Below are 13259 nucleotides of genomic sequence, written 5' to 3'. Positions count from 1 at the left end.
AGGTGCGGGGGCCTGTCACTCAGGGAGCTGCATGGACGGTGATGGTTCCTTTTCCGGGATATCGGTCATGGTGGCTTCGGTCAACAGCAGGATGCTGGCCACTGACACCGCGTTTTCCAAGGCGATGCGCACCACCTTTGTCGGGTCGATGATGCCGGCCTCAAACATGTCCACGTAGCGGTTGCTGGAGGCATCAAAGCCAATGTTGGCGGGCTCTGCGAGCATGCGCGCGACGACGACCCCGGCATCTACCGCCGAGTTTTCTGCAATCACCCTTGCCGGTGCCTCCAAGGCCCGGCGCAGAATCTGCAGTCCCGTCTTGAAGTCCCCTTCACTGGTCGCTTCCTCGGCCGCAATCACCGGAATGGCCTTGAGCAGCGCCAGCCCACCGCCAGGGACGATGCCCTCGGCAATGGCCGCACGCGTCGCTGAAATGGCATCATCCAGGGCATCCTTGCGGACTTTCATCTCGGCTTCGGAAGGTGCGCCTACACGGATCACCGCAACACCGCCGGACAGCCTGGCCAGGCGTTCCTGAAGTTTCTCTCGATCGTAGTCGCTGGTGGTGCTGTCCATTTGCTGACGCAGGTGTTGCAGCCGCGCCTCAATCGCCTCACGCGTACCCGCGCCGCCAATCAGTGCCGTGCTGTCCTTCTGTACAACGACACGATGCGCTTGCCCCAACTGGCTCAACTCGACCTGCTCCAACTCAATGCCCAGCTCGCTGGAAATCACCGTTCCACCGGTCAGGACGGCAATGTCCTGGAGCATCTCCTTGCGTCGGTCACCAAAGCCCGGGGCCTTGATCGCCACTGCGCGCAATACGCCGCGAATCTGGTTGACGACCAGCGTGGTCAGGGCTTCACCCTCGATGTCATCGGCAATCAGCACCAGCGGCTGGCCACTTTTAGCAACCTTCTCAAGCAGTGGCAGCAGGTCTTTGAGAAGGCCGATCTTGTGGTCACAGAGCAGCAGGTAAACCTCATCGAGCTCCACCTGCATTTTCTCGGTATCGGTCACAAAATACGGCGAGACATAACCACGGTCGAAGCGCATGCCCTCCATGACTTCGACCATGGTTTCGGTGGTCTTGGACTCTTCGACGCTGACTACGCCCTCAATACCGACCTTTTCCAGGGCATCTGCCACCCATTGACCGATGCTGGCATCGTTATGAGCCGAAAGTGTGGCCACCTGGGCCTTCTCCTTGAAGGAGCTCACCGGACGCGACTGGTCAAGCAGCGACTGCATCACCAGCGCCAACCCACGGTCCAGGCCGCGCTTGAGGTCAATGGCACTGGCACCCGCGACGACGTTGCGTATGCCATCGGCGAGGATCGCATGGGCCAGCAAGGTCGAGGTGCTGGTGCCATCCCCCACTGCATCGCCCGTACGCTCGGCCGCCTGACGCAGCATCTGCGCACCGAGGTTCTCCTCGGGGTCCTGCAGATCGACCCGTTTGGCAATGGTCACACCGTCATTGCAGACGATGGGGTTGCCCCATTTGCTCTGGATCAGCACCGATTTCGATTTGGGCCCGAGGGTCACGCGAACCGCATCTGCCAATTGCGCCGCACCGCAGAGAATCTTCTCGCGCGCAGCGGAACGGAAGAGAATTTTTGTGTGAGCCATCAGCATGCACTCCGGGGTAGTTCAGCCACCGACCTGTACTGACAGCCTCCATGAATGCCCCCGGGCAGCCTTGACTTTTATCAAAAAAGCCCAAATTTGCAGACGTTCCCGGATGTGTGGCGCGCAACTCAGGCACTGTCCCTGAACGCGTGATAGAGCTCCTCTTCCTGAGCAAAATGCATACGCAGAATCGCATCCAGGCCGTACAAGAGCCGCTGGATTTCCTGCAGGTAGGCGGGGTCGGGCCCTTCTGCCGGCAGATCCTGCGCAATGTGTGCAAGCCGCCGGGTAATACGAAAAATCTCGCGGTGTGTATTGTTCATCGCCGCCATCGGGTCATCCCCCCCTGTCAGGATGGCGATGCGTGGGTACAGCTCACTGTCGTCCTGGCGCTCGTGAGGCACTAGCTGATTCAGTAAACGCTCATTCAACGCAGCAAGTTCAGCTGCCGCGACCGGGCCGGACAAGCTGTTAAGGCGATCGGCCAGGGACCTGACGCTCTCCAGCACGGGCTTGAGCTGTTGGTGCTCAACCTGCAACTGTGCCCACTGCTCGCTCGACAACACGCCCGCTGGGCGTGCCGCCCCCACCTGGCGAGCACGCAACGCACTGAGGATCGCGAGCAAATCGATCACCTCCTGTAACAAGGCGCCTGCGACAGGCGGTAAATAGCCGAACGCTGCAGCGATCATCGCCACCAGTGTCAGCCCCATGCCGACACCAACGCTCTGAACCGCAATGCGGCGCGTTCGACGTGCCACAACCAGTGCTTCAGCCAGGCGATCCAGACGGTCTACCAGCAAGACCACATCCGCCGCCTCGGACGAGGCATCTGCGCCGCGTACGCCCATGGCGACACCGATGTCGGCCGCCGCCAGCGCCGGGGCATCATTCACGCCGTCGCCCACCATGATGACCACACCATCGCGGCGCGCCGCCTGGATAGCAGCGAGCTTGTCGCCAGGCGTTTGCTCGGCAAGGACCTCGCTCACACCGAGTACCGCGCCGATCGACTCGGCAACGTTTTGCCGGTCGCCGGTCAGCATCACGAAGCGCTCTATCCCCGCTCTGCGCAACAGGCGCAGGGCTCTCGGTGTTTCCAGCCGAATCTCGTCGGTCAGGTGCAGCGCCCCGAGCATCACGCCCTCAACCCCGACAAACACCCCACATGCGCCGTCGTACCTCAGGCTTTGAAGAAACAACTGGCTCCAGGCTGCCGGCGCAGTGGAGCGCATCACATAGGCAAAGCTACCGACGCTTACTGTCTTGCCATCCACCCGTCCAGACACCCCTGCCCCCGGTTCCTCGGCCACTTGCGTCGGCACTGAAAGCACAAGGCCGCGCTCACGTGCCGCAGCCACTACCGCAGCGGCAATCACGTGGTTGGAGGCCTGCTCCAGGGACGCTGCAAGGCGCAGGACCTCCTCGGCAGCGGTGTCTGGCTCACACTGAATGGCAACGAGGCGCGCATTGCCCCCCGTCAGGGTACCGGTCTTGTCGAAAAACAGGATGTTGGCCTGAGCGAGCCGCTCCAGCGCACCGCCCCCTTTCACCAGCACCCCTCTGCGCGCGCAGCGGGACACGCCGGAAACGATCGCCACCGGCACCGCCAGAATCAGTGGGCACGGCGTTGCGACGACCAGTACCGCCAGCAGCCGAATCGGGTCGCCGGTAAAAAACCAGGCCGCGCCTGCCACGGCCAGCGTCAGCGGTACGAACAACAGGGCATAACGGTCCGCCAGCCGGGTGACCGGGCTACGCGTTGCTTGTGCCGCGGCAACCAGCCGGACGATCCCGGCAAACGTGCTATCGGCAGCACTGGCGCTCGCCATCATGTCAAACGCCGCACCGGCATTGATGGCCCCGCTGCGCACGGTGTCGCCGGACAGCCGCCGAGCAGGCAAGGACTCCCCGGTCAAGGTGGACTCGTCCAGCTCTGCCGTGCCGCTCAAGGTACCGTCAACCGGCACCACTTCACCGCTGCGCACCAACAATCTGTCGCCCGGTACCACCTGATCAAGGCTGACTTGCCGCAACTGACCGTCTTCATAGCGGTTAGCCAAGCGTGGGGCTCGGTTCAGCAATGCCGTCATTTCACGGCGCGCCTGCGCTTGGGCATAATCTTCGAGCGCGCGACCACTGGCCACCATCAGGCCAATGACCGCTGCCGTGAGAACTTCGTCCAGCGCCAGCGCCAGGCCGATCGACAGCAAGGCCAGCACATCAACCCCGGCTTGACGACGCAACAGGGTTTTGACGATATCAATGACAAGCCCCAGCAGGACCGGCAACACCCCCGCCAGCCACAGCCCATGCGCCAGTGCAGCCTGCGCGTTCAGGTAGAGAAGCCCGCCGGCCAACAACGTGATAGCGGACACTACCAACAGGGCTCGATAGGGCAACTGCGACATGAACGGCACAGTGGTCACGTCACGATTGCAACCGTGGACGAACCGGCGCCGTGTCGCTCAGCGACGCCAGGCGCAGATGACAGAAGCTGTCGGCGCTCGCATACCGTTGAATCGACTTCAAGGGTGCCCCCAGTGCGACATGCCCCGCTTGTTCAACCGGGGCAATCAATGTTGGGCATTCGGCCCAAAAGGGTTGATGCAACAGATCAAGCGTAGGCGAGATGTTCCTGCATAGCCAAACTGCTCCGCCAGCTACGCTTTGTTCTATGGTTGAAGCATCAAAACCTTAAAGGAAGTGGGCCATGCCATCACTTGAACCCGTCCGCGGCTGCGCGGTTCATGACGAGCCGCAGCCATGAAGAACTTTCGCTGGGAATTTGCATTCTTTGCGTTCGCCTTTATCGCCCTGGTCATGCTGCAGTTCATGCAGTCCAATCGGAATCCGGTAGAACCCATTCCTTACAGCCAGTTCCTCCAACTGTTGGAGGCCCATAAAGTCACGGACCTGAAGATCGAGCGGGAGCAGATTTCCGGCACACTGGAAGAACCGATCAACGGCCATAAGCAGTTTTCGACGGTACGGGTCGACCCGGCCTTGGCCACTGAGCTCAGTTCGTCCGGAGCCGATATCCGCTTTACCGGCATACCGGAAAACTCCTTTGGTAGCCAGTTGCTGGGCTGGCTCATGCCACTGGTGTTGTTGATGGTTGTCTGGAACCTGATCATGCGCTCGATGGCAGGGAAACAAGGCATGGGCGGCCTGATGGGAGTCGGAAAATCCAGGGCAAAAATCTTCGTCCAGCAAGAGACGGGCGTGACCTTCGCGGATGTAGCGGGGATCGACGAGGCCAAGGCCGAACTGGTCGAAATCGTCTCCTTCCTGAAAGACAAGGCCAAGTACGCTCGCCTGGGCGCCCACATCCCCAAAGGTATCCTGTTGGTCGGGCCTCCAGGCACCGGCAAGACCTTGGTCGCCAAGGCCGTGGCCGGTGAAGCGGGTGTACCGTTCTTTTCCATTTCCGGCTCGGAGTTCGTCGAGATGTTCGTGGGCGTGGGCGCGGCCAGGGTGCGCGACCTCTTCGAGCAGGCCCGTGCAGCCGCGCCCTGCATCATCTTTATCGATGAACTGGATGCCTTGGGGAAAATGCGCGGGGTCGGTGCCTTTGGTGGCAACGATGAAAAAGAGCAGACACTCAATCAGTTGCTGGCCGAACTGGATGGCTTCGATCCGCGCGAGGGGGTGGTCTTGCTGGCAGCAACCAACCGCCCCGAAATCCTCGACCCGGCCCTTTTGCGCGCCGGTCGCTTCGACCGGCAGATCATCATCGACCGGCCCGACCGCAAAGGCCGTAGCGAGATTCTCAAGGTCCACCTGAAGAACGTCACGGTTGACCCATCGATCAATAGCGAACGTATCGCCGACATCACCACGGGTTTTACCGGTGCAGACCTGGCGAACCTGGTCAACGAAGCCGCGATCGTCGCAACCCGACGCGGCGCCCAGACCGTGACGCTAGATGACTTCACTGCCGCCGTGGAACGAATCGTTGCCGGCGTGGAGCGCAAAAGCAGCTTGCTGCTGCCGCAGGAGCGCCAGGTGGTCGCCTATCACGAAATGGGCCACGCCTTGGCCGCAGCAACGCTGCCTGCCATGGACCCGGTGCATAAGGTCTCCATCGTACCCCGTGCGGTCGGCGCCCTGGGCTACACCCTGCAACGTCCAAACGCCGATCACTTCCTGGTCAGTTGCCAAACGCTGAAAGATCGTATGGTCGTGCTCATGGCCGGGCGTGCTGCCGAATTCATCGTCTATGGCCAAATCTCCACCGGGGCCGCCGACGACCTCGCCAAGGCCACCGACATCGCCCGGCAGTTGGTTACCCGTTTTGGCATGAGTGAAACCCTCGGCCAGGCCGTGCTGGAGCGGCACACCGCAAGTTACCTGGGAGAAAACCTGCTGGCCGCACGCGACAAGGACTATTCGGAACATACCGCGCGCGAGATCGACCTGGCGATCAGAGCGCTGCTTGAGGATGCCTACAGTCGAGCCAAGGCGTTGCTTGAACAGCGCCGGACCGATCTGGATACCGGCGCAAGACTGCTATTGGAGAAAGAAACCCTGACCCCCGAGGAGTTCCCGGCATTGGTGTCAGTGAGCACAGTGCCGTAGGCCGCTCCGTTAAACCCAAAAGGCCTCACGCTCCAGCGCTAACCTCGATGACGTTGTTATTGCCCTGTCCAGAGATAATTCAGGTTCTTGAAATTCCAGGCGTCGTGAGCCTCTCGACTGACAATACGGTCTGCCGATTTCTTTTTGCTCAAGTCGACAACTTCTTGTGGAATCGACATTTTTTTCTGAGTTGAAAAAAACACCTTCACCTTGGGGGTCAGCAGAGAGGACTCGTTCTGTTCGAGCACGACCGCCAGACGTCCGCTTTCCAATCGAACCAGGGAGCCGACCGGATAGATCCCCATGTACTTGACGAATGCTTGGAAAATGACAGGGTCAAAATGCCCTTCCCATTCGGCCATCTTGTGCATGGCGTCTGCAGGCCCCCAACCCTTCTTGTAAGGTCGATCCGATGTAACTGCATCATACACATCACAAACAGCTGCCATACGCCCAAGCATGCTGATCTGTTCGCCTGATAGCTTATGCGGGTAGCCTGTGCCGTCGACTTTTTCGTGATGGTGTAAACACACATCAAGCACCATGGCACTGACGTGATGGCTGTCCATCAATATACGCGCACCGAGTTCAGGGTGCTGATAGATCACACTGAACTCCTCGCCCGTCAGTTTTCCAGGTTTATCGAGTATTTCCAGTGGGATTGCCATTTTCCCTATATCGTGCAAAAGCCCCGCGAGGCCGGCTTCATGGACAGTACTCTGCGAGAGGCCCAACTGACGTGCCAACCCGATCATCAGCCCACTGACCGCAACGGAATGCATGTAGGTGTATTCGTTTACGCTTTTAAGGCGTGCCAAGCTGATCAAGGCATGTGGATGCCGCACGATAGAGTTGGCAATGGTATCCACCAACTGGTTGACACCCTGCAGATCAATCGCACAGCCCATTCGTACTTGGTTGAACATTTCCATGATAGCTGTTTTCGAGCGCTCACAAAGTCGCAGGGCCGCGAGTACTTCCTCTTCCATGGAAACCTTCGCTAGCGTTTTTACTTTTCGCTCTGCGACCGCAGCCAATACTGCATCAGCAGAAGAGTTGACCTGTGCCACACCAACAGCCGGCACATCGGCTCCGACATCCAAACCCTTGCTGGTTTCAATCCAGACTTCGCGTATTGCTGAGTCCACTATTCGCTTTAGATCGCTATCGCTGTTCAGTAGAAAGCGTTCTCTCCAGAAGGGATGATCAGTCCAGGCCCCGCAAAACTCTGTGATGTACATACCCACGCGTAAATCTGTGACAGCTATGCGCTTCAACATGACGCTATACCGTTATTTTTCGTATTGCCGATCAGGGTTTTCAAAAGCGCTTTCAAGCACCCAGCTGTTGCATTCGTTCAATGACTCGACCGGCTAGATCGTCGGGGCGAAACTTGGCCAGAAAGTCGTCAGCACCCACTTTTTTTACCATCGCCTGATTAAAGGCGCCGGATAAGGACGTGTGCAACACAATGTGCAAGTCGTGCATCCGTGGGTCGTTGCGGACTTCCGCAGTCAGGGTATAGCCATCCATTTCCGGCATCTCGATATCAGAAATCATCATCAGCAATTCTTGTTCTGGTTTCTTCCCTTCATCGAGCATATGGTGCAAATAGTCTAACGCCTGACGCCCGTCGCTGAGGGAGATCACATCTACACCCACGGCCTCCAGACATCGGGAAACCTGTTTACGCGCAACAGAAGAGTCATCTACCGTCAGCACGCATAACCTGGCAGCTGCCGTCTGGATAGAGGCAGAAATTACGCCCTCGGAAATCTGTTCAGAAACGGGCGAAACTTCGGCCAGTACTTTTTCCACATCGATGATTTCAACCAGTTTGCCGTCCACCTGCGTTACCGCAGTAAGGTAGTTATGCGTACCACTGCCCGTGGGTGGCGGATGTATACCTTCCCAATTAAGGTTGACGATGTGTTCTACCGCACTGACCAGAAACCCTTGGGTCTTGGTGTTGTATTCAGTAATGATGACAAAGGCTGTACTGTGGTCTTTAACACCCGGCAGTCCAGTGGCTAGCGCCAGGTCCAATATCGGGATGGATGCGCCTCGCACATTCGCTACACCGCAGACCACGCGATGGGACATTGGCAGTGCCGACAGTCGAGGACACTTGAGTACTTCGCGTACCTTGAATACGTTGATGCCATACAATTGATTTTCGTTAAAGCGGAAAAGCAGCAGTTCAAGACGGTTTTGCCCAGCCAACTGAGTGCGGCTGTTCACCGTTTCCATAAGGTTTGCCATCTGATACCCCAATCTACAAGAAGAAGCACTGCGGTCTGGGCCGCTTGGCAACGAACTATCAAAGCGCGCAACCAGGACATTGCGCTGTTGCGCAGTGAGCTTCAGGCCATCTGCAACGGAGGAAAGCTCACCGTAATGTTGGCCCTGTGATCGGAGGCTTCAGCCATTTGCTGGCTCATTGGGAAGTACGTTTTCAGTCGCTGCGCTAATGGGACGCTCAGGGTGTGGGGGAAAATCGGCAAACTGCTTCTCAAGATCATGACCTCTCGGAACGAGATTGATTATTGGAGACTGATGCTTCCAATAAGCATTTAAAAATCGATCCATGATCTAATCGCTAGGGAAAAGTACCACTTCCAAATCACTGTAATGCACCAGCTGACTTAAGCTTATTTTGACCGGTACGATTTTGCAACACATAAATGGCTATGTGCCATCACTCTTTCAAACAAGGGGCACTCTAATCTGCGCCCATGCTCAAAAAACAAGCCGAGCCAACCCGAGACAAGAAGTTAATTAAGATTTGTTAATGTTTGGCAGCACCAATGAAAACAAATTCAAAAACAACAGCATGACTGTGGCGACAAATATTTCAAATATATGACAAGGCTATCCATCAACCAGATGAAACGGAGCAGAGATCTTCTCGCCTCTCATTACCGTCCGTCCCTGAACCCTCTGTTATCAATTGTTCGATCGCATCAAAATGGCGTTGCATTACCAGCACCAGGTTCGGATCAAAGTGTCGGCCAGCCTGCTCAAGAATATAGGCCTGTGTACGCTCGGGGCTCCAAGCGCACTTATAGGGGCGAGGCATGCGCAACGCATCGTAAACGTCGCATAGGGCAACAATGCGCGACGCCAGCGGAATTGCTTCTCCTGCAAGACCACGCGGGTAGCCGCTGCCATCCCACTTCTCGTGGTGGCACAGAGCGATTTCAGCAGCCAGCTCGGTCAGTTCCGTGGCCTGCTCCTCATGCAGAATGTTATACCCGATACGCGAGTGCCCCATCATTTCCTGGCGCTCTTCCAGCGTGAGCGGCCCTTCCTTGCGCAAAATCCGGTCAGGAATGCCGATCTTGCCGAGGTCGTGCATGGGCGCCGCCATGCGAATGAGCTCGCACCAACGCGCCGACATCCCAATGGCCTGCGCCAACAGGGCTGCAGTATTACCGATGCGCAAGGTATGCTCGCCAGTATCATCATCGCGGTAACCTGCAGCGCGGCTAAGGGCCCTGATTACGGCGCAATAGCTGTCTTGCAACTGAAGGGTGCGCTCACGCACTTTGTCCTCCAGCTCTCGGTTGAGGTCTTGCAGCTTCTCGGTTGCCTGGGACAGGCGCAGGCAGTTGCGCACACGCAAGACCAACTCGGTCAGATCCAGGGGCTTGCTCAGGTAGTCATTGGCACCCAACTCCAGCCCCAGACGACGGTGCTCAGGCTCGCTCAAGGCACTCAGAATAATCACTGGCGAACGTGAGCGGTCACGCCCACTGAGCTGGCGCAGAATTTCGAATCCATCCGGGGCCGGCATGTCCAGGTCCAGTAAAAGCAGATCCCAAGGCTGCTCCTGCAACCAACACAGCCCCGCGCCGGAGTCGGCAAAGCTTTTCACATGTTTCAGGCCAAAGGCCTTCAGACTTGACTCAAGCAAGCGCAGGTTAGCCGCGACGTCGTCGATAATGACAATGCGAGTATCCGCGGGAATATCAGTAAACATTCAGACTCTCCTGTTGCAGCAATGCGCTGACCAACGCTCGCAGTTCATCCGACGCGAGTGGTTGCTTGAGTACCGCCTGAAACTCACACCCCAGCATCGCCAATGACCTGGGGCAAGAGCCCAGCAGAATCACAAGCATCCCATCGCCACCGGGCATGCGTCGCAGTTGTTGCAGTGAATCGCCGAGCTCGCTGCCCTGCCGGTCGCAATCGACCAGCAATATTGCCGGAGCACCCTGGGCGCGAACCTGTAACAGGCACTCGGCGAGGCTTCCGGCATCCAGCGTCACCATCCCCTGAAGCGTAGTGTCAATGCAGTGGCGGGTCGCATCGTCGTCACCCACGTAGTACAACCGCGGCGCAGGTGCCGACACGTCATGTGCCGGGCGGGCATTGGCATGGGCCAAGTCGATCCAGAAACGGCTGCCAACACCTGGCTCACTGCACAGCCCCATACGTGCGCCCATCAGCTCAGCAAGCTCACGACATAACGCCAGGCCAATGCCGGTACCCTGAATGGCCGTGTTTTCCTTTCCAAGCCGCTGGAAGGGCTCGTACAGCGCATGCTGCAACTCCGGGGCAATACCGTACCCGCCGTCCTCGACAAACAACCGAACCCGATCACCACAGGTTTCCACGCCCATTAGCAGGCGCCCTTCAGGGCGGTTGTACTTGATCGCGTTGGACAGCAGGTTAAGCAGGACCTGACGCAAACGCCGGGTATCAGCCAACACACTCAGTGAACCTTGCGTCGGCTGCAGGATCAGGTGCAGCCCGGCAGCCTCGGCCTGGGAGCGGACCATTTCGGCACATTCGCGCATCAGGCCAGTCACCTCAACGGCACGCAGTTGCAGGCGCTGAGTCTCGGCCTGCAAGCTGGACCAGTCCAACAAGTCGTTGACCAGATGCGTGAGGTGCTCGCTGGCCCCAAGGATTTCGTTCAGTGGCTGCACCTCGGCCTGTTGTTCATCCGCCTGCATGCGGAGTAACTGGGCGAAACCATAAATGGCATTGAGCGGTGTACGTAGCTCATGGCTCATGCTGGAGATGAAGCGCGACTTGGCCTGGCTTGCGGCCTGCGCCTCCAATGTGCGGCGACGCAGATCCTCTTCCACCTGTTTGAGGGTATCGATGTCGACGAAGGTTCCGGCTGCAACACGCGCCTCAGCGCCATTCTCATCAATCAGACGGCCCCGGCAAAGCAACCAGAGCGGCGTTCCATCCGCCCGCAACAGGCGCAGTTCCAGATCGAGTCGCGACGTATGCCCCTGGCGAAGTGCATCCAGTGCCTTGTCCAGGGCCGGGATATCCTCAGCGTGGACGTGACGATGGAAGGCCGCTCGCGTCAGCTCTGAGCCTGCAAGGTTGAAGCGTTGGCAGAGCTCACCGTGCAGCAACAGACGGTCGTCCTCAAGACGATACTCCCACAGACCTGCGGTTATGCTCTCCACGACCAGGTTCAGGTGCAGCTGGGCCGTGTTACGTTGCGCCTCGCTGGACGCAAGTTGCTTGCCCATGGACAGCACATCGCCGGCCATGTCGTCCAACTCTTGAATATCCGACACGGCACGTTGTGGATGCCATGCCCCGTGACCGATCTGCTGCAACATCTCACCAATGTCGCCGATGGGACGCCGCAGCCGTTCGCTGAGTGTGCGGGCACGAACCCACATGAACGTGAAGAACCCGAGATAGAACACCACCAACCCGACAATCATCAAATAGCCGATGTTGCGGTAGTGGCTGGCCAGGTTGTTGGTCGCGGCCATGACCTCCCGCTTGTCGGCAATCGCCAGCAAACGCCAACCGGCTGGATGTATTTCACTCCAGGCGACCAAGTGCGGTCGGCCGCTCAGCATCACCTCGGTATTGCCGCTGCTCTGCCGGGCAAGCGCGCCCACAAGGTCATTGAATTCCGCTCGCTGCGCCAGGCTGAAATCGTCAGACCTCAAGTGATCGCCTTGCAGTGCTTTCTGCGTGTCCTGCGAGGGGGGCTCACGCAACGCAAAGTCATGCTCAGCCTCTGGCGGCAGCGCCATGATTTTCATGTCGTTGCTGACCAGCATCAGGTAGCCGCCCCACGGCACCTTGAGCTTGCCGATTTCATCGAGGATGCCGCCCACCGTAATATCCAGGCCTACTACGCCCTCGAGGAAGTCTCCTGTGTAGACCGGCTGAATCGCCGACATCATCCAGCCATGCCCCGCCGGGTCAAGATAGACATTGGTCCAGCGTGCAGTGCGCTGCGGATTATGTTTGGCGTCGGCAAGGTAGTAAAAGTTGTACCCAGGAATCTGCATATCATGTGGGTACTGCTCGTCAGCGCGAATCCAGGGGTAGATGCGGTTGTAGCTGTCCCAACTATTGAAGTAAAGGCTCGCCACCAGCGGCTCGTGACGCTTGATTTCACGCATCAACGGATCAAGTTGTGCCAGTCGCCTGACCTTGCTCAGGTCCTGGCGCGAAGGGGGTGTTACAGACGAGTAGAAGGACGCCGCTCCACCGAGGTCATGCGGGCTGAAAAGCGCCCCGCTCGACGTGCGCGCCAGGCTTTCCATTGCTCCCTGAGCAGGGGTATGCAATGCGTTGGCTGTCATTTGAGCAAACATGCCCGTGATGCCAGCAATATGCCCGAGCTGATCCTGAACAATACGTGCATTTTGCTCGGCGGTAGCGCTGAGGCTGTCGACTGCATTGTGCTCCAGGTACTCGAGCTGGGATTCGCGAACGGCTTGGTTACTGAACAAGTAGCAAGCTATCAGTATCGTTTCCACCAACACCAGCGGAATCAAAGCGCTTTGCACAAATGCTTGCCAGATCCATTGGCGCAATCCTGTCCTGGAAGGACGTTTACTCACTTGGCCTCCCTGCAGATGATGGCAGGTTGTTTTGTTAGATGATGTCAATTTGCCTTCACCTGATATTAACCTATCTGTCGGGAACTTTCCTTAAGGAACACGAGCGCTTTATCACCTGCAGCAACAGGTGACCTGACACAAACCAGCAGGCTAGAAGCGTTTAAAAATACAGACGAATGATCTGCGACTAAAGTCGCAGATCACCAG

7 protein-coding genes are annotated in these 13259 nt (G+C 58.1%); 1 reads left to right on the top strand and 6 read right to left on the bottom strand.

Going from position 1 to position 13259, the window contains the following annotated elements; all coding sequences use genetic code 11:
- Positions 1-15: 15 nt before the first annotated feature.
- Positions 16-1632 (bottom strand): chaperonin GroEL, encoded by a 1617-nt coding sequence (gene groL / locus ACZ9H3_RS01700; protein ID WP_476219206.1) that lies wholly within the window; start codon positions 1630-1632, stop codon positions 16-18.
- 128 nt (positions 1633-1760) lie between these two features.
- Complete coding sequence (locus ACZ9H3_RS01695; RefSeq protein WP_476219204.1) at positions 1761-4043, bottom strand: heavy metal translocating P-type ATPase; 2283 nt, start codon at positions 4041-4043, stop codon at positions 1761-1763.
- 355 nt (positions 4044-4398) lie between these two features.
- Here ACZ9H3_RS01695 and ftsH point away from each other — a divergent pair, with 355 nt between their 5' ends.
- Positions 4399-6213 carry an ATP-dependent zinc metalloprotease FtsH gene (ftsH, locus tag ACZ9H3_RS01690; RefSeq protein ID WP_476219202.1) on the top strand — a complete coding sequence of 605 codons (1815 nt, stop codon included), beginning with the start codon at positions 4399-4401 and terminating at the stop codon, positions 6211-6213.
- Between the two features lie 56 nt (positions 6214-6269).
- Here ftsH and ACZ9H3_RS01685 read toward each other — a convergent pair whose 3' ends face one another.
- From ACZ9H3_RS01685 to ACZ9H3_RS01670, 4 genes are all read right to left on the bottom strand, one after another.
- Positions 6270-7493: an HD-GYP domain-containing protein gene (locus ACZ9H3_RS01685; protein ID WP_330523090.1), complete on the bottom strand. Its 1224-nt coding sequence runs from the start codon at positions 7491-7493 to the stop codon at positions 6270-6272.
- A gap of 52 nt (positions 7494-7545) precedes the next feature.
- A complete protein-coding gene (locus ACZ9H3_RS01680; protein WP_330523089.1) occupies positions 7546-8475 on the bottom strand; it encodes a chemotaxis protein CheV in 930 nt (309 codons plus the stop codon).
- A 616-nt stretch (positions 8476-9091) separates the two neighbouring features.
- Positions 9092-10195, bottom strand: a complete 1104-nt coding sequence (locus tag ACZ9H3_RS01675) for an HD domain-containing phosphohydrolase (RefSeq protein WP_476219199.1) — start codon at positions 10193-10195, stop codon at positions 9092-9094.
- Positions 10185-13052, bottom strand: coding sequence for a sensor histidine kinase (locus ACZ9H3_RS01670; RefSeq protein WP_476219197.1), 2868 nt, complete (start codon positions 13050-13052; stop codon positions 10185-10187). The genes ACZ9H3_RS01675 and ACZ9H3_RS01670 overlap by 11 nt, the downstream gene beginning before the upstream one ends.
- Positions 13053-13259: the final 207 nt, after the last annotated feature.

Source organism: Pseudomonas sp. TE3910 (assembly GCF_056279025.1).
Note: the sequence above shows the minus strand (reverse complement) of the source record. Positions and strands in the feature narration are given on the sequence as shown.